At 67.1% G+C, this 24884-nt stretch carries 19 protein-coding genes; 12 read left to right on the top strand and 7 right to left on the bottom strand.

Translation table 11 applies throughout. The features are described from left to right. The 6 genes from ASC93_RS29595 to ASC93_RS08955 all read right to left on the bottom strand — a co-directional run. Positions 1-744 (bottom strand): AMP-binding protein (locus ASC93_RS29595; protein WP_157201810.1); only part of this gene is annotated, 744 nt, incomplete at its 3' end. A gap of 36 nt (positions 745-780) precedes the next feature. Next, positions 781-2313, bottom strand: coding sequence for a threonine ammonia-lyase, biosynthetic (ilvA, locus tag ASC93_RS08975; RefSeq protein ID WP_056440234.1), 1533 nt, complete (start codon positions 2311-2313; stop codon positions 781-783). 16 nt (positions 2314-2329) lie between these two features. Then, positions 2330-3286 carry a TauD/TfdA family dioxygenase gene (locus ASC93_RS08970; protein ID WP_082547884.1) on the bottom strand — a complete coding sequence of 319 codons (957 nt, stop codon included), beginning with the start codon at positions 3284-3286 and terminating at the stop codon, positions 2330-2332. A gap of 60 nt (positions 3287-3346) precedes the next feature. Continuing rightward, entirely contained in the window at positions 3347-4066 is a 720-nt protein-coding gene (locus ASC93_RS08965) for a 2OG-Fe dioxygenase family protein (RefSeq protein ID WP_056440230.1), read from the bottom strand. A gap of 28 nt (positions 4067-4094) precedes the next feature. Then, the gene (locus ASC93_RS08960) at positions 4095-5594 is read right to left on the bottom strand and encodes a radical SAM protein (RefSeq protein ID WP_082547883.1); all 1500 of its coding nucleotides are present in this window, start codon (positions 5592-5594) and stop codon (positions 4095-4097) included. Between the two features lie 77 nt (positions 5595-5671). After that, positions 5672-5866, bottom strand: a complete 195-nt coding sequence (locus ASC93_RS08955) for a hypothetical protein (RefSeq protein WP_056440226.1) — start codon at positions 5864-5866, stop codon at positions 5672-5674. A 1191-nt stretch (positions 5867-7057) separates the two neighbouring features. Here ASC93_RS08955 and ASC93_RS08950 point away from each other — a divergent pair. The 7 genes from ASC93_RS08950 (at position 7058) to ASC93_RS08920 (ending at position 13652) form a co-directional block, all read left to right on the top strand. Continuing rightward, a complete protein-coding gene (locus ASC93_RS08950) occupies positions 7058-7789 on the top strand; it encodes a LuxR family transcriptional regulator (RefSeq protein WP_082547882.1) in 732 nt (243 codons plus the stop codon). Positions 7790-7962: 173 nt separating this feature from the next. Continuing rightward, positions 7963-8472, top strand: coding sequence for a UpxY family transcription antiterminator (locus ASC93_RS08945; RefSeq protein ID WP_056440222.1), 510 nt, complete (start codon positions 7963-7965; stop codon positions 8470-8472). A 235-nt stretch (positions 8473-8707) separates the two neighbouring features. Further along, positions 8708-10003: a DUF1302 family protein gene (locus ASC93_RS08940; protein WP_157201809.1), complete on the top strand. Its 1296-nt coding sequence runs from the start codon at positions 8708-8710 to the stop codon at positions 10001-10003. Positions 10004-10030: 27 nt separating this feature from the next. Beyond that, positions 10031-10270, top strand: coding sequence for an acyl carrier protein (locus ASC93_RS08935; RefSeq protein WP_056440218.1), 240 nt, complete (start codon positions 10031-10033; stop codon positions 10268-10270). Next, positions 10257-11501: a beta-ketoacyl synthase N-terminal-like domain-containing protein gene (locus tag ASC93_RS08930; RefSeq protein WP_056440216.1), complete on the top strand. Its 1245-nt coding sequence runs from the start codon at positions 10257-10259 to the stop codon at positions 11499-11501. The genes ASC93_RS08935 and ASC93_RS08930 overlap by 14 nt, the downstream gene beginning before the upstream one ends. Positions 11502-11523: 22 nt before the next feature. Then, the gene (gene fabD, locus ASC93_RS08925) at positions 11524-12642 is read left to right on the top strand and encodes an ACP S-malonyltransferase (protein WP_056440214.1); all 1119 of its coding nucleotides are present in this window, start codon (positions 11524-11526) and stop codon (positions 12640-12642) included. A gap of 17 nt (positions 12643-12659) precedes the next feature. After that, positions 12660-13652, top strand: coding sequence for an acyltransferase domain-containing protein (locus tag ASC93_RS08920; RefSeq protein ID WP_056440212.1), 993 nt, complete (start codon positions 12660-12662; stop codon positions 13650-13652). On the opposite strand, the gene ASC93_RS08915 is transcribed toward ASC93_RS08920, so the two are convergent. After that, the gene (locus ASC93_RS08915) at positions 13607-14401 is read right to left on the bottom strand and encodes a 4'-phosphopantetheinyl transferase superfamily protein (protein WP_162251827.1); all 795 of its coding nucleotides are present in this window, start codon (positions 14399-14401) and stop codon (positions 13607-13609) included. The two genes, ASC93_RS08920 and ASC93_RS08915, sit on opposite strands and share 46 nt — an antisense overlap. A gap of 301 nt (positions 14402-14702) precedes the next feature. On the opposite strand from ASC93_RS08915, the gene ASC93_RS08910 reads away from it, so the two are divergent. From ASC93_RS08910 to ASC93_RS08890, 5 genes are read left to right on the top strand one after another with little or no spacing between them, the layout of a single operon-like run. Continuing rightward, on the top strand, positions 14703-21083 hold the full coding sequence (locus tag ASC93_RS08910; protein ID WP_056440208.1) for a thioester reductase domain-containing protein: 6381 nt from the start codon (positions 14703-14705) through the stop codon (positions 21081-21083). Next, complete coding sequence (locus tag ASC93_RS08905; protein WP_056440207.1) at positions 21073-22026, top strand: NAD-dependent epimerase/dehydratase family protein; 954 nt, start codon at positions 21073-21075, stop codon at positions 22024-22026. The genes ASC93_RS08910 and ASC93_RS08905 overlap by 11 nt, the downstream gene beginning before the upstream one ends. 12 nt (positions 22027-22038) lie before the next feature. Then, positions 22039-23337 (top strand): FAD-dependent oxidoreductase, encoded by a 1299-nt coding sequence (locus ASC93_RS08900; protein ID WP_162251825.1) that lies wholly within the window; start codon positions 22039-22041, stop codon positions 23335-23337. A gap of 35 nt (positions 23338-23372) precedes the next feature. Then, a complete protein-coding gene (locus ASC93_RS08895) occupies positions 23373-24074 on the top strand; it encodes a hypothetical protein (protein ID WP_056440202.1) in 702 nt (233 codons plus the stop codon). Between the two features lie 34 nt (positions 24075-24108). Then, positions 24109-24852: a hypothetical protein gene (locus ASC93_RS08890; RefSeq protein WP_056440200.1), complete on the top strand. Its 744-nt coding sequence runs from the start codon at positions 24109-24111 to the stop codon at positions 24850-24852. Positions 24853-24884: the final 32 nt, after the last annotated feature.

The raw sequence follows: 24884 nt of genomic DNA, 5'->3' as shown, positions 1-24884 counted from the left end.
GAGCAGGGCGACGATCAGGTCCGGCCCGCGGTCCAGGCACAGCGCGACCTGGGTGTCCGGCGCTGCGCCGTTGTCGCGCAGGCGGCGGGCCAGGCGGTTGGCGCGGGCGTTCAGTTCGGCGTAGGCGAGCGTGCCGCCGTCCCATGCGAGTGCGGTGGCCGTGGGCGTGCGGGCAGCCTGCGCCTCGAACGCCTGGTGCACGCCGAGGTGGGCCGGATAGGTCGTGGCGGTGTCGTTCCACTCGACCAGTTGGCGCCGCGCTTCGGCGCCGTCCAGCAGCGACACGTGCTCCCAGCGGGTGGTGCCCGACACGATCTGGTGCCCGACCCGTTCCATGTGCCGCAGCAGGCCGTCGCCGTCCAGGCCTTTTTCCGCGTGCTCCAGTTCCAGCCGGGCGCCGTCCGCGCCGACGTGCGCGTGGAAGCGGGCGTTCGCGTCGCCCGCGTCCATGGCCGGCGCGGCCTCGCGGCGCAGCACGGTGCCGATGTCGCCGGCCGGGCCGTTGTCCGTGCAGTCGATCGGCAGCGGACCCGCCGCCGTCATCATGGCGAATGGCGCGCGATGGCCGACATGGCGCGCGAGCAGGAAGCCGCACAGCACGTTCAGGAAGCGGGCGGCGGGGATGGCCTGGCGCTCGCAGTAATCGACGATCTTGCGCCAGCCGTCGCCGGACAGGGTCTGTTCGTGACGGCGCATGCTGCGCTGGCCGCTGGAGTTGGCACTACTGTTGACGCTCTTGCTCATGTGTGATTCGGGTGCGCTGATCGTGGATGGACGTGACTACAGGAATAAGCGGTAAGCCGGGTTGGATGTCTCTTCCCGATAGCGGAAGCCGCCGCTCTCCAGGAAGGACTGGAACGCCGCGTCGTCGCCGGCCGGCACGTGCAGGCCGGCCAGCACCTGGCCGACGTCGCCGCCCTGGTTGCGGTAATGGAACAGGCTGATGTTCCAGTCCGGCGCCATGCGCGTGAGGAACCGCAGCAGCGCGCCGGGGCGTTCGGGGAACTCGAAGCGGAACAGGCGTTCGCCGCGCGAGGCCGCGCTCTGGCCGCCGACCAGGTGACGCAGGTGCAGCTTGGCCAGCTCGTCCTGGCTGAGGTCGCGCGCCTCGTAACCGTGTTCGGCCAGGTGGCGCACCAGCGCGGCCGCCTCGCCCCGGCGCGCGATCTGCAGTCCCGCGAGCACGTGGGCGGGGCCGGACTCGCGCATGCGGTAGGCGAATTCGGTGACGCTGCGCGTGCCGATCGACTCGCAAAAGCGGCGCAGGCTGCCCGGCCGTTCGGGAATCGACACCGCGAGCAGGGCTTCGCGCTGCTCGCCCATCTCCGCGCGCTCGGCAACGAAGCGCAGGCGGTCGAAGTTCATGTTGGCGCCGCAGGTGACGGCGACCAGGTGTTCGTCGCGCAGCGGCGTGCCCGCCTGGGCGGCGCGCTCGACGTAGGCCTTGGCGCCGGCCACGGCCAGCGCGCCGGCCGGTTCGACGATGGCGCGCGTGTCCTGGAACACGTCCTTGATGGCGGCGCAGACCTGGTCGGTGTCGACCAGGAGGATCTCGTCGACGTACATGCGGGCCAGGCGCAGGGTCTCCGCGCCGACCTGGCGGACGGCGGTGCCGTCGGCGAACAGGCCGACGTCGGGCAGCATCACGCGTTCGCCGGCTTCGATGCTGCGCCGCATGGCGTCCGAATCGGCGGCCTGCACGCCGATGACGCGGATGTCGGGCCGCAGCGCCTTGACGTAGGCCGACACGCCCGCGATCAGGCCACCGCCGCCGATCGCGCAAAAGATCGCGTGGATGGGGCCCGGATGCTGGCGCAGGATCTCCATGGCGACGGTGCCCTGGCCGGCGATGACGTCGGGATCGTCGAACGGGTGCACGAAGGTCAGGCCCTGGGCCCGCTCCAGTGCCAGCGCATGGGCGTAGGCGTCGCTGAACGAGTCGCCGTGCAGGACCACCTCCGCGCCGTGCGCGCGGACGCCGTCAACCTTGACCGGCGGCGTGGTGGTCGGCATCACGACCACGGCGCGGCAGCCGAGCTTCGCGGCGCACAGCGCGACGCCCTGGGCGTGGTTGCCGGCCGAGGCGCAGATGACGCCCTGGTCGAGCTGCGCGCGCGGCAGGGCGGCCATCTTGTTGTACGCGCCGCGCAGCTTGAAGCTGAACACGCTCTGGGTGTCTTCCCGCTTCAGGTGCAGCGTATTGCCCAGGCGCGCGGACAGGGCGGGCGCCGGCGTCAGCGCGGTTTCCTCGGCGATCTCGTACACGCGGGCGGTGAGGATGCGTTTCAGGTAGTCGAATGCGGTCTGGTCCATGTGGCGGGCTCCGGGTTCAGAAACTGTGGTCGATGTCGCGCGCGCCCACGGCGTGCCACATGCTGATCAGGCGGTCCGACAGCAGCCGCGTGTCGCGCGTGCTGTAGACCCGTTTGAGCCAGCGCCGTCCCTCCACGGCGCCGCGGCCGTGCATGCAGCGGTAGTTGTTAAACAACAGCAGGTCGCCCGGTTCGAGCACCAGATCCAGCGCCACCGCGTCGGCGGCGCGCTTCCAGGCGTCGACGGCCGCCTGGGCCGCCGGATGCAGGCCGTCGACGTGGACGCCGCAGCGGGTCTCGTCGCGCCCGTCGATCTCCTTGAGCAGTGCGCTGTCCACCGTCAGGGTGTAGCCGTTGACGTCGAAGGACTGGTCGTGGCGCAGGCGGAAATCGGGCTGGCGCAGCGCCACCAGGTGGGCCGCCGACAGTTGGCGCTTGACCAGGTCGACCGTGGCGATGCGGGTCGGCGCCGCGCTGTCGTTGTTCAGGCAGATCAGCGCGCCCACCTCGGGCCGCGCCGCGCGCGGCAGGAACGGGCTTTCCACGTGCATGTGGAAAGCGACCCGGCCGGCGTTCGACTGGGTCTGTTCGGCGCCGCCGATCGGATGCACGTCCTGCAGGATGGCGCCGTTCTTTTCCTCGACGTAGCCGAAGTTGGCCAGCCCCAGCGCGGCGGTCACGCCCACCAGCAGGCTTGACGCCAACGGCGCCGGGCCGACGGCCCAGTCCTGCGCCAGCGCGTCGACGGGCAGGTTGCGCAGCAGGCAGAAGGGAACGTCGCCGCCGAACAGGGTGGCGCCGATCCGCTCCAGCGGCAAGGCCGAGGCCTCGACCGCCTCGCGGCAGGCGACCCCCGCGGGGCCGGCCTGCAGCCGTGCACGCAAGGCGTCGCGTTCTGCTGCGTCCAGCGTATGTACCAGTCCGAGGCCCTGACGCGGGACGGCCGTGTTCTGTTGTTCGGAAATCGTTGTCATGGTGACCCGGTGATGGTTGTGGATGGGACCGTGCCGGCAGGCGCCGGCGCGGGTGGCGCGTCAGCGCAAGGCGCGCTGGTCGTGCAGCGGGCCGTAGCAGCGGTTCTCCCAGCGGTTGATCTCGATCACCCAGATGTCGCGGTAACCCGGCGCGCCGTCACGCGACTCGATGTTGGTGGCGTAGTGCACGAAGCGCTCGTCGTCGATCGCGATCGCTTCGTTCTCGGCCAGGGTATGGCGGAACAGCGGCGTGTGATCGTGCGGGAGCATGACCTGCGTTTCGCCGCCGACCACGTTGGCGCGCCTGGCGACGCCCACCACGCTGAATTCGTGGCCGTCCCGGTGCGGACCTTCGGGCACGGTCACGCCTTTGTAGTCGGCGTCGACGATGACGCGGATCTGGTTGACGTTGACGTGGTATTGCTGCGCGCGGTCGACCGGCAGCTGTTCCATCACCGACGTGATCAGCTCGGACGGGTCGATCTCGAGCTGTTCGCGGTGGCGCGCCACGCCGCCGGCCTCGGCGATGCGGATGTATTCGGCCGACTGCACGTAGCGGCGCCGCGGCAGCAGCGCGTAGATCCACTGGCCGTTCTCGCAATAGCCGAAATACTGCGACAGGCGGATGCGGCGATGGCGCGACAGGCTGTGTTCGTCGCGCGGCAGGCGGTTGAAAGAGTCGAGCACCTCGTCGGACAGGGGCGCGGTGCGGATGACGGCATAGCCGGTCTGGACGATTTCGTCGACAGCGGCGGACGGGGCTGATTCGAGAACGATCATGTCATTGCCTCAGTGATGAATGGATGGGTCAGTTGGGAGCCAGGTCGAACGTGGCCACCTCGTAGGGCGCGATCGCCTCGATCAGCTTGCGCGTGATGCCGCGGTACATGTCGCAGGCGGACGGTTCCACCGAGGCCACGTCGCCGAATTTCTTTTCCAGCGGTCCCAGGCACAGGCCGGCGCAGAAACCCTCGATCTCGCAGCCGCCGCAGAAAGCGGGGTTCTGGCGGCGCAGGCTGGCGTGCTGGCGATAGATGTCGGTGTCCAGCAGTTCGGTGCCCTGCAGGACGTTGCCGTACAAGCCGGAGCCGGCCTTGCAGGAGAACACCGAGCCGTTCGGTTCGATGCTCAGCTGGGCGCCCTTGGCGGAGCAGTTCTTGAAGCCGCGGTGGCTGACGGCGTCGAAGCCCAGCAATACCTGGAAGATCTGGTGCCAGTAACCGGTCAGTACCACGCCGCGCGTGCGGCCGTATTCGATCACGCCCCACAGCTTTTCGACGATCGCGGGCGCCCCGAACTTGGAATAGAAGGTCGGGTCGAAGTCGACCACGACCCCGATCTCGCGCGCGCCGTAGTCAACCGCCAGGTCGACGATGGAGTTGTCGAACTCGTCCCAGGTATCCGAGGTCAGCGCGGAGTTGATCGCCACGCGGTTGTGATATTTTTGCAACATGCGCAGGCCTTCCATCACCACCGGCGCGCTGTCGCCGCCGTTCTTCAGGGGACGGCTGGTGCTCTTGGGCGAGTCGAAGCTGACGCACACGGCCACCTTGTGGCGGGCAAAGGTCTCGGCCACTTCCTCGGAAATCAGCGAACCGTTGGTGACGGTGGAGTAGTTGATGACGATGCCGTGCGCGGCGCCGTTGCCGTAGGTGTCCAGTACGGCCTTGATGGCTTTCCAGTTCAGCAGCGGCTCGCCGCCGAAGAACTGCAGCATCACCTCGGTCACGCCCGTGCTCTTGGCGATTTCCAGCGCCTTGTCGACGTAGGCGATGGCGTCCTTCGGCTTCATCAGGCGGTTCTTCGGGTCGTACTGGTGCCCGATGCGGGCTTCCGACGCATAGATCGATTCGTTGATGTTGACCTTGATCTCATTCGGCGAATTCAGCCGGCTGATGTCGATTTTCTTGTATTGCTCGGCCACTTCTTCCTGCGGCAATTCCACGCCCTGCACGCCCTCGAAGCAATAGGTGCAGCCGAAATTGCAGGCATTGGTGAGAATCAGCTGGATGATGTTGACCTTATTCTGCGGCACCGGTGCATATTCCGGACCGGCGTCCACGCGGTCGAGCGGTACGAGCAGCTGGCGCAATACCAGCTGCTGGATCAATTCCTCGCGGCGGGTGATATCGTCGCCTTCCAGGACGTTCGCCGCAATTTCCGTGGGCTCGGAAAACTGGCCCAGGATGCCGCTCGCGTCGGCATCGAGGAAACATAAACCGCCCAATTGGCGATGATATACGGCGACCCGGTCGCCGACCGGGAAATTAACTGCGTCTGGCGACAGGATGTATTTTTGAGCGTTCATTTTTGATTTATCGTCGGCGTTCAATTGTTGGGGCCGGATGGGCCGCCGGAGCGGCCCATGTCAATCGCGCCTGGGTATTACTTGCTCAGGCTGTGCTTCAGCATTTTGGAGCCGTGGATACGGCCGCTGGTGCCGCCCACGGTGCCGCCGACGGTGCCACCGACCGTGCCGCCGACCGTACCACCGACGGTGCCGCCCACAGTGCCGCCGACGGTGCCGCCGACCGTGCCACCCACCGTGCCGCCAATGGTTTGAATGTTCAGTTTATTCACGTGATTTTCCTTATTGAGATTAAAAACCGCCGCCGGCACTTGCCGTTGGCTTCTGTCCAGCCGCAACAGGCTGGCGAAAAAATCACGTAGGGGCGCCTCCGGGGTCGAATACCGGCATGACAAACCCATGGCTTCGGCAAATGCCGCAGCACGTTCTTTTTCCGCAAGGCCGCTAAGCCTGGGTTTTATTTCACGAATAACAAAGAATGAACGCCATGCAGGCCGGGAATGCCGGTGTGTGGATAGCGTTAAATATTGCCGAGGATATTCGACGTGAGTGGGAAAGGTATTCCCACAAGTGAGTTCCCAAAGTGATAGCAGCTGGGAGGGGTGTAATACGCAGGGATGGCCGCGTTATTGAGTGAATGCTAATGTCGTAAATATCATTTGTCAACTTTTTGTCGACACAAAATTGACCCAATTCGCAGCGCCCGATTTATCCCGGCGGCTCGACGGGCCGATAAAACAAGTCTTTCGCGGATTATAACGACGGGTCCGGTGGACGAATCTATCATATTGTCACCAATATCCGGCGCGGATTGCGGCCCGATTATTCCGGCTCGCCCGCCTGATAACCATTTTCCCCGGCGGATAATAGAAATGCCATGTCCGGGATTGTCGACGGTAATAATTATTTCCGAAAAAAATCTCTCGCATTCTCACTGTGTCCGCATGCACGCATGCGCATCCGTTCGCAATGCCGGGGGCGTGGACACCCGGGCGACGCGCATGCAACGGTCCGCGCGGACGAGGTCGCACCATATCGATCGTCCCTGCATGCCATGCGCATAAAGCGGCCCGGCCGCCGCCTGGCCGGGCCTGCCCGTCCAACTGTGAAATGACGAAACTCCCTCACTTCATGGGGGGCTTTTTTTCTTGTCATCCGTGGCAAGATTTTGACTTGAAATGTGAACTCGTATCGCCGCTGCGGCGGGCCGAAGCGGACATCGGTCCCGTCCGCCGGCCGCCCGGCGGACATGCGCGGTGACGCCGCGGCCGCCGCGTCGCCCGAGGGGCACGCATGGTGGGTACTGATTGCCGGACCCTGCAGTGAAACCGAAAATATGCCAGATAGTTATATTGATCAAAAACAAATTTCATCTTTGTAACTTACGTTAAATATCAAAGTTGTACATTATTTCTCGTTCTGGTTTGACAGAGCGCATAACGCGGCAAACAGGAGATTGTTACATGGGTATTGATGATGTCCATCAGCAGCTCATCGGCAGAGTCATGCGGATCAGCGAGAGCGCCAGTTTCAGCCACGTCAACGACGAACTCGAGGAGATCAGCAGCCTGCTCGGTTTCGACGGGTTTTATTACTACGGCAGGTTCTACACGGGGAGCACCCGCTACATCGAGCAGGTCGAGTCCAACTACAGCGCCGCGTGGCACGAGCGCTACGACAAACTGCACTACGCGCAGATCGACCCGGTCGTCCATCACGCCCAGCAATCGCTCTGTCCGCTGATCTGGACCGACGACCTGTACAAGACCGAATGCCAGCGCCGGTTCCGGGGCGAGGCGCGCATGCACGGGCTGGCGGAAGGGGTCACGCTGCCGGTCCACGGCAGGAACGGCGACGTGGCGTTTCTCAGCCTTGCCGTGGCGCGCTCCGACGACGAGGCCAGGCGCCACGTGCGCGACATGCTGAACTGGGGCTCGCTGCTGGCCACGTTCACGCATGAAGCGATGCGCCGGATCGTCAAGACCCAGCGCATGGCGCCCGCGCCCAGGCTGACGAGCCGCGAAGCCGAAGTCCTGGGCCTGGTCGCGGGCGGGAAGAGCACGTGGGAGATTTCGCGGCTGCTCAATATTTCCGAGCATGGCGTGAGCCACCACGTGCGCAATGTCCTCTTCAAGTTCGACGTGGGAAGCCGTCATCAGGCCGTCGCGAAGGCGGTCGCGTTCGGGCTGCTGTAACACGGCCGGGGCGGCCCACCTGCATGTTCAAGTACTACATCTTTGCGTAGTTCTTGGCCGGTTCGAACCGCGTTAGATTGGTCGGCGCAGTACATGTTTCCGCTGATCGATGCGGTGGTTGCCCGGCGTCGGCGGGCTGTTCATGCCGGGCCAGATATCCTGAGGAGTGTCACATGTTCGAGAGCGAGTGTCGGGTCAATCCCTGGCTGGTCCTGCGGACCAAGAGCCATCATGAAAGCGTCGTCGAAAGCGTCCTGCAACAGAAGCAGGTGCCGACCTACCTGCCCAAGCGCGCGGTCGTGCGCTGCTGCCAGGGCCGCAAGCGCAAGGTCGAAGTGCCCCTGTTTCCCGGCTACGTCTTCGTACGCCCGAGCGCGAGCCAGTACGAAGGCATGCGTTATATCCGCGGCTCGTGCGGGTTCGTGCTGGCCAGCGGCCGGCCGGCAGCGCTGCCCGAACAGGACCTGGATGCGGTCAAGATGCTGGTCGACAGCGGCGCCGACTTCACGGTCGATCCCGAACTCGTTGCCGGGACGAAGGTGCGGATCGTGTCCGGCGCCTTGAGCGGCGTGCACGGCGAACTCGTGCGGATCAAGAACCAGCAGATCCTCGTCGTCAACGTCGACGTCGTCGGCAGCAGCGTCCGGGTGGAACTGGACCGCGGCGCCATCGAGGCGCTCTGAACGGCCATGCGGGCGGGCGCCATCCGCATGCGCCCCGCCCGCAGCGACTACATGTTCGTGTAGTTCTCCACGCCGCGGGTGCAGGATACAGTGCCACGCGGCATTCCCGGGCGCACATCGCCTTGTCCCTCGAGTCGTAACGCACAGGACGTGACGTTACGCGGCGGAGCCTGTCCGCCCGTTTTCGAAAGCGCCGGCCCAGGGCCGCACAACAACCTTGAGCATCTTCCCGACCATGAACTCCCAGCCAGCGATGCCGGCTTCCTTTCGTCTTCTCCTCGTGGCCGCGCTCGGATTCGTGCTGGACGGCCGCCTGGCGCAGGCGCAGGAGGTGGCGGGCCTGCAGCTCGAGCCGGCCGCCGCGGCGGACAGCGCGGATGCGGCCGATACGTCCGATTCGCCGCTGCGCGTCACCCTCGCCCAGGAAGCGGCGTACAAGGCCGAACAGCCGGACCGGCTGATCAAGAACCGCACGTCGGTCCGGCTCGAATATTCGCAGTATTTCCTGGATCACTTCGTCGTGCAGTTCAGCGGCAAGACGACCGCCTTCCTGAAAAAAGACCATCGCCACGACGCCGAGCGGACGGACACCACGGTATCCCAGGCCTATGTGCAGACGAGTGCCGGCCAGACCAGCGTGCGGGCCGGCATTCAGGCGCTGGCGTGGGGCGAATCGCTGCTGGCGCCGATCACGGACGTGGTCAGCCCGCGCGACAACCGGGAGCTGTTCAACTTCAACCTCGAAGAGCTGAGGATCGGCCAGCCGATGCTGGCCGTCGACCAGTATTCGTCGTTCGGGCGCTGGAGCATGTTCTGGATACCCAAGCCGGCGTTCAACAAGAATCCCAAGCCGGGAACGGCGTATTCGTTCGACCCGTTCAGGTACCGCGCCAGGATCGAAGGCGACGACGGCGGCGAATACGGCGCGAGCTGGAAGAAGAATTCCGAAAACGCGGACGTGACGCTGATGGCCGCCAGCCTGGTCGACAACGACTACGGCCTGGCGATGAATGCCGACGGCACGGTGACGCGGGTGAAGGAGCGGTACGCGCTCGCCGGCCTCTCGTTCACCTACGCGCTCAAGAGCTTCGTGCTGCGCGGCGAGGCGGCGCTGAAGTCGTCGAAGGCATTCAACGACGCCGCGCTGCGGATCGTGAAGAAGCGCGCATTCGACAGTTACCTGGGGCTGGACTACCGCTACAGCGCCACGCTGACCGTGGGCGTGGAACTGGTCGACCAGCACATCGCCGGCTGGACCGACGCGATCCAGGGCTATGCGCGCGACAACCGGTCACTGTTGCTCAACGTGAGCAAGACCATGATGAACGACGACCTCACCGTCAACCTGCTGCACTTCCAGAACCGGCCCTACCGCGCCAGCGTCACCGTGCTCGAATCCACGTACAAGTGGAACGATCACGTCACCCTCGGATTCAACGCCAGCGTGCCCGACACGAACGACCGCCGGAGCGCCCTGTGGAACGTACGCGACCAGAAGCAGGTCGGTTTCAGGATCCAGTACCAGTTCTAGCTTTCACGCCACGACAAGGAGAGAAAAATGACCCAGCAAGACATCCTCGGACTGATCGCCCGCCACGCGGGAGACGTGCTGCCGCGCCTGCAGGACCACGCGTTCCAGCGCAGCGACTCGCTGAAAGAACTCGGCGCCAATTCGGTCGACCGGTCGGAAATCATCATGATGACCCTGGAATCGCTGTCGGTGCGCATCCCGCTGATCGAGATGGCGAAGGCCCGGAATATCGGCGAACTGGCGGACATCATCCATGCCAAATGCTGAGGCCCCGCGGATCGTCGTCAGCGGGCTTGGCGTAACGAGCGCCATCGGGCAAGGGCAGGCCGCGTTCACGCGCGCGCTGCTCGACGGGCGCCATCGCTTCGGCGTGCTGCGGCGCCCGGGGCGGCAGCTGCCGGTGCCGGACCAGGGGCCGCGCTTCATCGGCGCCGAGATCGACGCCCTGGCGCTCCCGGACGCGATCGCGCCGGGCCTGCTGCGCACCGCGTCCTGGTCGGCGCAGGTCGCGCTCGCGACCCTGCACGAAGCCTGGCACGACGCCGCGCTGGACCGCGTCGCGCCGGAACGGATCGGATTGATCGTCGGCGGCTCCAACGTCCAGCAACGGGACCTGGTGGCCGCCCACGACGCGTACCGCGGGCGCGAAGCGTTCCTCAGGCCGACCTATGGCCTGGCGTTCATGGACAGCGACCTGTGCGGCCTGTGCACGCAGCAGTTCGGCATTCGCGGCCCGGCGTTCACCGTCGGCGGGGCGTCCGCCAGCGGCCAGGTGGCCGTGATCGAAGCGATCCATGCGGTCGCGTCGGGCCGGGTCGACGCCTGCATCGCGATCGGGGCGCTGATGGACCTGTCGTACTGGGAGTGCCAGGGCCTGCGCACGCTCGGCGCCATGGGTTCGGATCGCCATGCGCTCGATCCCGCCGCCGCCTGCCGTCCGTTCGACGAGGATCGCGACGGCTTCATTTTCGGCGAAGCGTGCGGCGCCATCGTGGTCGAGAAGATGGAAACGGCCGTGCGGACGGCGCGTGCGCCGTATGCGCGCCTCGCCGGCTGGGCGATGCGCATGGACGCCAACCGCAATCCGAATCCATCCGCCGAAGGCGAGGTCGCCGCGATCGAAGCGGCCCTGGCCGCCGCCGGCCTGGCGCCGCGCGCGATCGACTACGTCAACCCGCACGGCACCGGCGCGCCGCTCGGCGACACCACCGAGCTCGATACGCTGCGCCGGTGCGATCTGGAACACGCCTGGATCAACACCACCAAATCCATCGTCGGCCACGGCCTGTCGGCTGCGGGCGCCGTGGAACTGATCGCCGTGATGCTGCAGATGAAAGCCGGCAGGCTGCACCCGACGCGCAATCTCGACCACCCCATCGACCGCGGGTTCCGATGGGTCGGGCCGGAAGCGGTGCCGCACCGGATCGACAACGCCATCAATCTCAGCATGGGCTTCGGCGGCGTGAATACGGCCATCTGCCTGCAACGCCATTCCTGAACCAGACACTCGAGGAGTACTCATGAAGATCCATATGTTTCCCGGCCAGGGTTCGCAGTCCAGGGGGATGGGCGCCGACCTGTTCGACCGCTTCCGGCACCTGACCGAACAGGCCGACGCCATCCTCGGCTATTCGATCAAGGAACTGTGCCTCGACGACCCGCGCGAGGAGCTGGGCAACACCCGGTTCACCCAGCCCGCGCTGTATGTCGTCAATGCGCTGTCGTACTACCGCAGGATGGAGGACACCGGCCAGGCGCCCGATGTCGTGGCCGGGCACAGCCTGGGCGAATTCAATGCGCTGCTCGCCGCCGGCGTCTTCGATTTCGAGACCGGTCTCAGACTGGTGCAAAAGCGCGGGGAGCTGATGGCGCAGGTCGCGGGCGGCGCCATGGCGGCGGTGATGAACGCCTCGAAGGAGGAGATCGAACAAAAGCTGCGCGCCGCGGGACTGCACAACGTTTATCTCGCCAATTACAACACGCCGTCGCAGATCGTCATATCCGGGGCGGTCGACGAGATCGCCGCGGCCGAGGAGCTGTTCCGGGAAGGGAAAATGCGCTACTACCCGCTGGCCACCAGCGGCGCATTCCATTCCGCGTTCATGGCCGACGCGATGGTGCAGTTCAAGGCGTTCATCGAGGGATTCGAGTTCGCCGCGCCGGCCATTCCCGTGATCGCCAACGTCACCGCGCGGCCGTACGCCGTCGAGACCATGGTCGACACGTTGTCGGCCCAGATCGCGAGCACCGTGCGCTGGTCGGAGAGCATGCAGTACCTGCTGGCGCTGGGCCTCGCCAACGGCGAAGAGGTCGAGTTCGAGGAACTGGGCAATGGCGATGTCCTGACCCGGATGGCTTTCACGATCAGGACGCAGACCCCGGAACCGGTGCTGCGCGCCATCGTCGGCGCACCCGTTCCGGCCGCGGCCGCGGCGACGTCGGTGCACGACAAGGTGGCGGCATGGAACCGGTCGCACCGGGTCGGCACGCGGGTGACCTCCACGGTCGCCGATTACGACGCGCTGGAGACGCGCACCGAAGCGATGGTCCTGTTCGGCCACCGCGCGGCCGTGTACATGAAGGGCTATAACGGCTATTTCGACCTGGACGAACTGGCCCCGGCCAGCCCGTCCGCATGACACGGGAGCTGTCACCGATGTCCGCCAAGACGGTGTTCATGTTTTCCGGCCAGGGATCGCAGTACTACCAGATGGCACGCCAGCTGTTCGACGAGAACCGTGCATTTCGCGCCTGGATGACCCGGCTGGACGATCTGGTGCTCGAGATCTCGGGCCGGCGCGTGGCGGCCGGCATCTATGCGCGGCCGAAGTCGGACGTGTTCGACCGCCTGGCGGTCACGCACCCGGCGATCTTCATGGTCGAGTATTCGCTCGCGCAATGCCTGATCCACGAGGGGATCGAACCGGACGTCGTGCTCGGCGCCAGCCTCGGCGCGTTCGCGGCCGCGGCGGTCGGCGGCTGCGTGCGCGTCGAGCACGCCCTCGAGGCGGTGCTGCAGCAGGCGCAGGTGGTCGAACGCTGCTGCGAAGCGGGCGGCATGATCGCGATCCTGGACGATCCCGCGCTGTACAAGGAGCCCTTCCTGGCCGGGCGCAGCGAACTGGCGGGCGTCAATTTCGACGGCCATTTCGCGGTATCGGCCCGCCGGTGCGATCTCGAACCGATCGAGGCCGCGCTGAAGGAGCGGGGCATCATGTTCCAGCGGCTGCCGCTGGGCTTCGCGTTCCACTCGCGCTGGATCGAGACCGCGTACGAGCCGTTCGCCGCCCTCATGCGCGCCGTCCCCACGATGCGGGGACGCGTGCCGCTGGCCTGCTGCGAACGGGCCGCCCTGCTGAACGGTCTGGGCGACGGCTATTTCTGGAACGTCGCGCGCAATCCGATCCGCTTCATGGACACCCTGCGCATGCTCGAACGCGGCGGGCCGCACCGGTACATCGATGTCGGCCCGTCCGGCACCCTGGCGACCTTCGCGAAATATGCATTGCCCGCCGCCTCGGCGTCGACCGTGCATCCCATCCTCACGCCCTACGGACGGGACGCGCACAACCTCGACGCCGTGCTGGCGAGCGCCCGGCCCGTTCAGCCTTCCGACGTCTTTTCGACGCGGCTGGCGAAGGTCTCGTAGCCGGCGGTCGGGACGATCGTGCGCGTCGTGACGACCGGCGCCGTCCGCGCCGTTCTTTCGGCGCACAGCGCGAGCAGGTAGTCCGCGCCCGGACGGTATTGCCAGAAGCGCCAGCGGTCCGCATGGTCGTCCAGCACGGGGTCGATGTCGATCCGGACCGCGCGCGCATGCGGAAAATGGAACGTGAACTTGTCGAGCGGGAGCGACAGGCCCATGCCGCGCGCCTTGATGTACGACTCCTTGAACGTCCAGTACTCGAACAGCCGGTCGTGCATGCGCGCGGCCGGCGTTTGCGCGACGTCGGCGGCTTCGCACGGCGCAAAGAAGCTGGCGGCGATGTCCGGCGAAATCTTGCGCGCCACGATGTTTTCGACGTCGACGCCCAGTTCGCGCTGCCTGCCCACGGCCAGCGCGACCAGGCCCCGCGTGTGCGACACATTGAACCGCAGGCCCTGCGCATGCGGGTGGGGATCGTGGATGAACGGGCGGCCATAGGCGTTTTCGGCAAACGCCCACGCGCGCGGATCGACCGGCGCGTAGTACGAGAGCACGCTGCGCACCAGCGCCCGCGTGACGAGATAGCGCTTGCGGTCGTCGGCGAAATGAAAGCGCCCCTGCCGCTGGCACTCGGTTTCGCTCAGCAGCGCGCGCATGTCGGCCAGCACGCGCTCGTCCCCGATGGCGCCGTAGAACGCCAGCCAGAGGTCGATGTCGTGGTCGTTGATCTGCAATGGCGGAAGGGTTGACATGGTGTGCGCGAATGCTGCCGTCGCCGGCATTCCTGGTGTGAACGGCACGATTATGCGTCATCGCGGCGTGCCTGGCGCAGCAACTACACGTTCGTGTAGTTCTCCGTGTATTGATGGCACGCTAAAGTGGTGACGCTGCAGACCTTCCGGCGGCAGCGAGCTTCAGTTCACGTTTGACGCACCGGCTGGTGACGTCACACGGCGGAGCCTGTCCGCACCGCGGCGACAGGCCATTCCCCTCCCAAGACAACCCAAGAACGGCGCCGGCCGCGGCCATCGTCCGTTCCAGCGAGACCACATCATGACCGATCAGGACCGGCTGTCAGCGTTCACCGAGACGTACCTCAAGTCCCTGATATCCGAGGCGGCGGGCACGGTGGGCGCCGAGTTCGATTCCTTCGCACCGTTCGGCGAGCTCGGTATCGACTCGTTCCGCGTGCTGAAGATCGTCAAGGCGCTGGAAGCGGATTTCGGCACGCTCCCCAAGACCCTGCTGTTCGAGAATTTCAACATCAACGACCTGGCCCGCTACTTCGTCGACAGGCACGCGGCGACGATGGCGGCCAAGCTGGCGGGCGAGGGCGCCGCGGCGACCCGCCATGCGGCCGTCACGCCGGCTGCCGCGCCCCGCATCGTCGCGCAGCCGGCCGCCGCCGCAGCCGCCGCCGCGCCGGCGCAGCCGATCCTCCTGCCCGAGAAGGACGCGCATGCCGACCCCGAACTGGGACCGCTGGTCAAGGCGCTGTTCGACCGTTACAAGAACGACGGCTCGGTGTCGCGCGGCACGCGCAACATCGCGCCCAACCTGTTCATCGGCAGCGCGCGCAAGGGTTATTTCCATTACAGCCGCAGCCGCAACATCATCCTCGCCTACGGCTACACCGGCCCCGCCGATTATTTCGAGCCGGCCGCCAGGGAGCTTTACGAGCACTGCGCCCGGCACCGCCTGGAGCTGAACCTGCTCGCGGCCGACGAGCTGGCGTCGATCGGCGGCGTGGCGTTTTCGTCCACGCCGTTCGGCGTCCTGCAGCGCGTCGTCGACCTGCCTGGCTTCACGCTCGACGGCAACGCGATGCGGCGGCTGCGTTACCAGGTCTCGAAATTCCAGAAGGCCGGCACCGGCCGTACCGACGAATTCCGCTGCGGTGCCTGCCCGGAGACCGCCCGCGGCATCGCCGCCATGATCGACAGCTGGTGCGCCGGGCGCACGATGGTCAACCCCCTGATCCACATCGTCAGGGACGAGATCCTGGCCGGCACCCTGGACCCGGAACACCGCATCTTCCTCACCTGGCTGGATGACGTGCTGCAGAACGTCATCCTGGTCTCGCCACTGTGCGCGGAACTGAACGGCTACCTGATGGACCTCGAGTTCTATCACAAGGACATGCCGCTCGGAGGCCTCGAATTCGCGATCGTGAACATCGTGCGCGCGCTGGTCGCGGAAGGGTGCCACGTCCTGAGCCTGGGCGGCACCTACGGCTGCAAGCTGGAGAATTCGGCGAATGCCGATCCGGAGGTCGACAAGATCCTGGACGAGCTGCGCATGCAGAACATCTTCAACGACGAAGGCAATTTGCAATTCAAGAACAAGTTCCGCCCCGAGACCAGGGCGATCTACCTGTGCCGGCCGGTCGGACAATGCGACCCGCACAACGTCATCGACGTCATCATGATGATCGCCGATCCGATGAAGATGCAGACCTCGGACGAAGAGCACCAGCGCGTCCGCGCGTCCGTGGCGCCCGCGCCCGCGAGCGCGCAGGCGGCCGGGGGGATCGTCGGCATCGAACACGAAGCCCGCTCGTTCGTGCTCGCGCGGTCCGGCTTCAACCCGCTCAACCTCCCGCACAAGGAGGTCGACTTCGACCTCAAGACGGATTCGTGGGCGCAGCTGCAGATGCCCGCCATCGACAACCAGCTCGGGCACCTGAACGCGCAATTGCAGCACGCGCCCGCCGGCGAGCGGGAGCTGCAGGAGGTATTCCCGTTCGCGCACGTCGTGCTGACGACGTCCGGCCGCAGCGCCGAGCGCGTGTTCTACCGCGCGTGGCCGAAGAAGGGCCTGGTGCCGCAGAACCTGCTGTTCCCGACCACGCTGTTCCACCAGATCGACCAGGGCTTCACGCCGCAGGAAATGCCGGATCCCGCCGTGTTCCAGCCGGATGCGCCGGCGCCGTCCAAGGGCGGCCTCGATCTCGCCGCGCTGGCGCAGCTGCTCGAGCGCGACGCCGCGCAGGTCGCCATGGTGTGCATCGAAGTGGGCAACAACGCGGCCGGCGGCTGTCCGGCCGCCCTGGGCCATCTGAAACAGGTCAGGACGATGCTGGCCGACTATGCGATCCCCCTGGTCCTCGACGCGACCCGCGTGCTGGACAACGCGCACGCCCTCATCGCCCACGAACCGGAATGCGGGGGCCAGCCGCTGTGGCAGGTCGTGCGCGCCATCCTGGCGCAGGCGGATGCCGTCGTCGCCAGCCTGCCCAAGAATTTCTGCGTCAATCGCGGCGGCCTGATCGCGACCAATGATCCGGCGCTGTACGCGCGGCTCCAGGCGGCCGCGCAGGAAGAAGGATGCGGCCTGCCGGCGCTCGACCGCAAGCGCCTCGCGCTGGCGCTGCGCGACCGCGACTTCATCGAGGCGCAGTCGCGCCGCCGGCAGGACGTGGCGGGGCAGGTGTGGACGACGCTGCACACCGCCGGCGTGCCGGTCGCGCAGCCGGCCGGCGCGCATTGCGTGCTGGTCGACGTGAAACGCATCCCCGAATTCCAGGCCCTGGCGCACCCGGTCGCTTCCTTCCTCGCCTGGCTGTACGTGGCCACCGGCATCCGCGCCGCCGGGCACAACGCCGGCATGCAGCAACACGGCGCGCTCGGTGGCATGGTGCGGCTCGCGATTCCCCTCGGGCTCAAGCGCGAGCAGGCCGACGACCTCGCGCAGCGCATCGTCGCCGCCTTCGCCGCGAAACGGAATATCCCCGACATCGATGCGGCCGGCGGCACCGGCGACATCCACGCCGCATTGCGGCTGAACGGCTACCGGGCCGCGTCCGGCGCGCTCGTGGCCGAGCCGCCGGCACCCGCGGACGCGCCCGCGGCCGAACCGGTGCCGCAGCCGCGCCAGGCGCCGCGTGCCGCCGCCCGCGACATCGCCATCGTCGGCATGGCCGGCCGGTATCCGAAAGCGGGCGACCTCGCGCAACTGTGGGACAACCTGCTCGGCGGCGCCGACTGCATCGAGGCCATCCCCGAACAGCGCCTGGCGCAGCGTGCCCACAACGCGTTCACGCGGCGCTACCGCGGCGGCTTCATCGACGGCGTCGACTGCTTCGACGCGCCGTTCTTCGGCATTTCGCAGCGCGATGCCGAGATCATGGACCCGCACGAGCGCCAGTTCCTGGAAGTGGCCTACGAGGCCGTCGAGGATGCCGGCTACTATCCGGAGCTGCTGGGCGGACCTGACGGGACGCGCGACGTCGGCGTGTTCGTCGGCGCAGTGTGGTCGTCGTACCAGATGATCGGCCAGGAAGAAAAGGCCCAGGGCCGGGACGTCAATCCGAGCGCCTTCCTGTGGAGTATCGCCAACCGCGTGTCGTACTGGATGAACCTGTCCGGCCCGAGCCTGACCCTCGACACCGCCTGCGCCGCCAGCCTCACGGCGATCAAGCTGGCGTGCGACGCCATCGCCAGCGGCGAATGCGTCGCCGCGATCGCCGGCGGCGTCAACCTCGACCTCCACCAGAGCAAATTCGACATCAACGCCAGCGGCGGATCGCTGTCGCCGGACGGCGTCTGCCGCTCGTTCGGCCAGGGCGCCAACGGCTATGTGTCGGGCGAAGGCGTCGGCGCGGTCCTGCTCAAGCCCCTGGCGCAGGCCATCGCCGACGGCGACCAGATCCACGGCGTGATCAAGAGCGCGGTGGTGACGCACAGCGGCCGGACCAGCGCCTACACCGTTCCCAACCCGCGCCCGCAGGCGGCCCTGATTGCGAGGGCGCTGGAGCAGGGCCGCATCGACGCGCGCACCATCGGCTACGTCGAAGGCCATGCCACCGGCACGGACCTCGGCGATTCGATCGAGATGGCGGCCCTCATCGACGCGTTCGGCCGCCACGGCGCCGGCCGGCAGCAATGCGCGCTCGGCTCGGTGAAGACGAATATCGGCCATCTGGAAGCCGCGTCCGGCATCGCGGGTCTGCACAAGATCCTGCTGCAGATGAAGCACCGCACGCTGGTGCCGTCGCTGCATTCGTCCGCGTTGAACGGGAACGTCGACTTCGCGAACTCGCCGTTCCACGTGCAGCAGCGCGCGGCGGAGTGGCAGCCGAAGGACGTCGACGGCATCCGCCATCCGCTGCGCGCCGGGATCAGCACCATCGGCATCGGCGGGACCAATGCGCACGTGATCGTGGAAGCGTTCGAACCCGCGCCGCGCGCCGCGACGGGGCAGGGCGAGCGGATCTTTCCGCTGTCGGCACGCAGCGGCGAGCAGCTCAGGCTCGCGGCGCAGCGCCTGCGCGCATGCGTGACGCGCGCCGACGCGCCGGACCTCGACGACGTCTCGTACACCCTGCGGTTCGGCCGCAAATGCTTCGACCACCGGCTGGCCGTCGTCGCCGGCTCGACGGCCGCGCTGGCGGCCAGGCTCGCGGCCTTCCTCGCGGGCGAGGCCGACGACGACGTCATGCCCGGCCACGTGAAGAACGCCAGCGCCGTCACGGGCCTGCTCGACGCGCGCGAAAGGCAGGATTTCGTCAACCTGCTGGTGCAGAGCCGCGATCCGCGCCGCCTCGCGAAGCTGTGGAGCGACGGCGTGATCGGCGACTGGCAGGGCGTGGACATCGGCCATGGCGGCAGGCGCGTGTCGCTGCCGACCTATCCGTTCGCGCGCGAGCGCTACTGGATCACGGCGCGCCAGCCGGCCGCGCATTCCCTGGTGCCGGTGCCGGCGCCGCAGCCGCCCACGGAGCCGGTGCAGGCCATCGCGGCGCGGCAGGCGGAGGAATACTTGTTTGCCGCCGCCGGCGACGCTTTGCCGTCCGGCGGCGGGCGCCTGGAGCTGGACGCCGGCGCGAAGGCGCTGTTGTTCGTGCGCCAGGCGTTCGCCGGGCAGCTCGGGGTGCCCATCGCGCAGGTGAGTCCCGACGCGCACCTGATGGAGACCGGGGTCACCTCGCTGGACATGGCGCAGATGACGCAGGCGTTCAAGCAGCGCCTCGATCCGGCGTTCTCGCCCACCGTTTTTTTCGAGTGCACGACGCTGGACACGCTGGCGGCGTCGTTGTGCCGCAGGTACGGCACGGCGTTCGACGCGATGACCGTGGCGCGGCTGGCGGCCGATGGCGCGGCGCCCGTCGCGCGGGAGCATGCGCAAGCGCCGGCCATCGCATCGCATGTCGACGACGCCGCATCGGCATTGCCGGCGCCCGGCGCGGATATCGCGCCCGTGTACGAGGGCATGCCCCGCTGCGTGCTGCTGACCGGCGCCACCGGTTTCCTCGGCATCCACGTGCTGTCCGAATTCCTGGCCAGCAGCCCGGCGCTGCGCGTGCTCTGCCTGGTGCGCGCGCAGGACCCGGCACACGGCCTCGAACGCCTCCGCCGCCAGGCCGGGAAATACGAGCTGGCGCTCGACGCGGGCCGCATCGACGTGCTGTGCGGCGACATCAACCGGCCGGCCCTGGGCCTCGCGCCGGACGATTGGGCGCGCTGCGCGCTCGACGTCGACCAGATCGTGCACGCGTCGGCCCACGTGAACCATATCGAGGGTTACGCGACCTTCCGTGCGTCGACCGAAGGGATGAAGGAAATCGTCCGGCTGGCGTTCAGCGGGCGCCTCAAGCTGGTCCAGTTCGTGTCGAGCACCGCGGCCTGCTTCCACAAGGCCGGCGCCGAATTCTCCGTGTTCGAGCAGGAGGCGTTCATCGCCGACGGCGCCGCGGTGTACGGCGGCTACGGCCAGTCGAAATGGGTGCAGGAGACCTTCCTCGAGCGCGCCGCCGGCGCCGGCCTGCCGTACGTGATCTATCGCTTCGGCGAGCTGTCCGGGTCGAGCCGCACCGGCATCGGACAGACCGACGACATGCTGCACCGCCTGCTGCAGATGCGGCTCGCCATCGGCTGCCGCGAAAAGATCGCGAGCGACGTGCTGGACATGGTGCCGGTCGACTTCGCGGCGCGCCTCATCGTCGGCACCGGCAACGCGCCGCCGCTGTGGAACCGCATCGTGCACGCCACCCACCTCAAGCCGTACAGCTTCGCCAACCTGTACCGGCGCGCGCAGGCCAGCGGGCTCCAATTCGCGCCGGTCACGCGCGAGCAATACCTGGCCCGCTGCTACGACTTCGTCCGGTACGTCGAATCGGTCAATCCGGTGCACGGGTTCGTCCTCGAATGCGTGCTGCGCGACGCGGAAGGATCGGTACGCAAGCGCAAGATCATGGATGGCTACTTCGCCGTGCTGTTCCCGTTCGCGCAAGACAATTTCAGGCGCTCGCTCCAGTTCCTCGGCCTCGCCTTGCCCGACTGGCCGTCGCTGCTGGACGGTTACTTCAGCTGGTGGAACCGCGCCGACTGCGGGTTCCTGGCGCGCATCTACGATTATCAGAAACGGGACCAGGCGGCCCAGGCCGCGCCGGTCGCCGACACCGAAACACCACTGGAGGACGTCAGTGAAGCGTAACAAAGTTCTGGTCACCGGCGGCAACGGCCATGTCGGCAACACCCTCGCCAAGCGCTTGTGCGAGCGGGGATACGAGGTCCGGGTCACGGTGCGCAATCCCGCGGAGGCCGCGGGCTTCGGCATCTTCGACGGCTACCCGGTGGAGGTCCACCAGGCCGACATCCGCGACGATGCGGCCGTCCGCGCCGCGATGGACGGCGTAGCCGGCGTGTTCCAGGTCGCCGCGCTCTACCACTACGACGAGCAGGGGCACGGACACGGCATCGTGGCCAACAATACGGAAGGCAGCCAGACCGTGCTGCGGCTGGCGCGCGAACTCGGGGTGCCGCGCGTGGTCATGACCAGCAGTATCGCCGCCGTCGGCTTCGGCGGCAGCGCGGACCAGCCCCTGACCGAAGAGGACTGGGCCGATCCGGCCGATCCGTACTGCCGCTCGAAGCTGGAGAGCGAACAGGCGGCGTGGACCTACGCCGGGGAGCACGGCCTGGATCTGGTCGCCCTGTGCCCCGGCATCATCCTCGGGCCGAACTTCTACAAGCACACGCCGAGCACCGTCAACATCGGCGCGCTGGTGAACAACCAGGTGCCGTTCCGTGTGCCGCTGCAGATCTGCGCGGTCGACGTGCGCGACGTGGCCGAGGCCCACATCCTCGCCTACGAGACGCCTGACGCGCGCGGCCGCTACCTCGTCACCGGGACGCACGTGCAGGACCTGGTCGACGCCGTGGCCGCGCTCGATCCCGAGATGCTGGTGCCGCAGCGCACGCTCACGCTCGACGAGGCGCGGGCGCTCGCCGAGAAGGCCGGCATGCCGGTGGAGCTGGTCGGCCAGGCCTACCGCTATTCGGACAGCCGGATCAGGACCGAGCTGGGATGGCAGCCCAGGCCGATCGAGGAGACGCTGCACGACACGATCGCCTGGATCAAGAACAGGGAGCTGTAGGACATGGACGCCATGGACAACAACGAATTCGACGTCATCGTCGTGGGCTCGGGCGCCAGCGGCGCCACGCTGGCCCGGGACCTGAGCCGGCGCAGCCTGAAGGTGCTGCTGCTCGAACGCGGGGCCGACCGCCCCATGGCGGAAACGCTTTCCGCCATCGCCGCGATCGCCCGGGAGTTCCCCGTGGCCGAGGGCCTGAAGGCGACGACGGCGTACACCGTCGGCGGCGCCACCAGCATCTACTTCGGCGTCTGCAAGCTGCCCACCGCCGACACCTTCGACAAGCTGGGCATCGACCTCGCGCGCGAGCTGGACGAAGTGCGCCGCGAGCTGCCGGTCGTCGAGGTCTCGGACGCATTCCTGCCGCCGCAGTCGGTCGCCGTGCGCGACAGCGCGCGCGCGCTGGGCTATCCGATGAAGACGCACCCGATGCTGCTCGATACGTCGAAGTGCCCGGACGGGCGCTATTCGTACGAGGCCAAGTGGAAGGCCACGGCGTTCATCGAGGAAGCGCTCGCCAACGGCGCGGTGCTGGCCGCCCGGGCAAAGGTCGCCAAGGTGATCGTCGAGGACGGGCGCGCGGTCGGCGTCGAATACCGGCAGGGCGGGACCGTGCGCAAGGCCTACGGCAAGAAGATCGTGCTGTGCGCGGGCTCCCCGGCCACGCCCAAGCTCTTGATCGACGCCGGCATCGACAACGTCGGCAGCCGCGGCTTCTTCTGCAAGCCCGCGTTCATGATGTTCGGCAGCGTGCCGGGCCTGGCCGGCCGCGACGCCTTCCTCGGGATGACGGAATGCGACCTGGGGAACGGCGTCACCCTGGGCGACGGCGCGATGACGGCGTCCCTGTTCAAGCTCTTCATGCTGTCGAACCTGAAGCTGACGCGCCTGTTCTCGCATGCCGGCACGGTGTCGGTCGCCGTGGCGCTGAACGATGCGCCGGGCGGCCGCATCGACGCCGACGGCAGCTACCACAAACGCCTGGCGCCCGCGGAACTGGACAAGCTGAAGGCGGCCGAAGGCATCGCCCGCAAGATCCTGGAGCACGCCGGCGCCCGCCGCATCTTCCGCTCCAGGTATGTGGCCGGCACGCCCGGCGGCGTGCTCTGGGTCGGCGAACACCTCGACCACGACCTGCAGACCCGCATCCCCGACCTGTACGTGTGCGACCAGTCGCTGATGCCGGACGTGAGAATCACGCCGCTGGTCATGCTGGTGTGCCTCGCGAGGCGGCTGGCGAACCACCTGGCGCTGTCGCTGCAGGCGCAGCCCGCAACCGCGCCGGCGCCGTCCGGCGAGGTCACGGCATGAGCCCCGAATCCAATCGATCAGGAGAACGAAAAGCGATGAAAACGATATTGGGAAAGCTGTTCAGGGCAGTACGCAGATGGTTCGTGCCGGGCGCGTTGGCGCTGCTCGCGCTCGGATGCATCGCCCATGTTGCGTGGAAGGCCTCCGGCTCGGGACAATGGCGGCAGGTCCGCGACGAGGACGGCGTCCAGGTCTTCACGCTGAAGGAACCCGGCGCCACGCTGCTCAAGTTCCGGGCCACCACGCGGGTGAAAACCAGCCTGGCGAGTTCGGTGTTCCTGTTCCGCGGCGACGAGTCGACCAACGACGACTTCGGCGGCAAGCACTTCCGCATTTTCGACCGCATCGAAAAGCCGTCCGTGTACCGCGCCTACTTCAAGGTCGAGCAGCCGATGCCGCCGCCCTTCGGCACCAAGGAACTGGTGTGCCTGCTGAACTACGCACAGGACCCGAAGACGAAGGAGGTGCTGATCAACGTGCAGGCTGCGCCCAGCAGGATTCCGCCGACGCCCGGCACCACGCGCGTCACGCACCTGAACAATATGTTCCGCCTGACGCCCCTGCCGGACGGCATGGTGCAGTGGGAAGTCACGGGCGACGTGGACATGGGCCTGTTCTATCCGCTGGCGAACCTGGCGATGCCGCAGTTTATGTTCCAGGGCATCCGCGACCAGCGCAAGCTCGTGTTGAAGGACAAATACCAGAAGGTCAGCCTGGTCTCGGTGCAGGAACTGTAAGCCGCCGCGGCCCATTCACAGGGGAAAACCGGAAATGAACGATGCAAGCGCAAAAGGCAAGGGCAGGGAACAGGGCCGGCTCGCCCGGCGGGCCAGGCGTGGCGGCAAATGGGTGCTCGGCATCGTCGCCGTCCTGGCCGTCGCCCACGTCGCGTGGGTCGATTCGGGGTCGAGCCGGTGGAAGCTGGTCAGCGACACCGACGGCATCCGCGTGTCGAGCATGAAGACGCCCGGCTACAGCCTGTTGAAATACAAGGTCGAGATGCACCTGGACTCGAAGCTGTCCGACATCGTGTATTACATGAGCGACCTGAATACCGGCTACGACGTGGGCGCGTCCGATATCCACCGGCTGGAGCAGGTGACGGCCGATCCGATGTTCTACGCCTACGACACCTACAAGCTGGACCTGAAACCCTTCGGCAAGCTGGACGTGATGATCGTGAACGAATACGTGCAGGACCCGGTCACGAAGAAGGTCAACATCAACGTCTATGCGGCGCCGAACAAGCGCGCCGCCGATCCGGGCATCCCGCGCGTCGTGCACCTGAGCGACAACTTCACGCTCACGCCGCTGGCCTCCGGCGGCGTCGACCTGCAGCTGCTGTCCGAAATGGACCTGGGCCTGCCCTACATCGTGCAGAACCTGGTGATGCCGGGCGTGGCGCACGACGAGTCGGCGAAGATGCGCGCCATGCTCAAGAAGGACAAGTACCGCAACGGCAGGCCCGCGTTCATCACCGAACTGCACGACGACCGCAAGCTGGCCCGCAACTGACGTCCCGTTTTGAATCCGCACGCGCGCCGTCG

This window comes from Massilia sp. Root335, from assembly GCF_001425685.1.
Classification (GTDB): Bacteria; Pseudomonadota; Gammaproteobacteria; order Burkholderiales; family Burkholderiaceae_D; genus Telluria; species Telluria luteola.
This window is presented reverse-complemented; position numbering and strand designations above follow the sequence as displayed.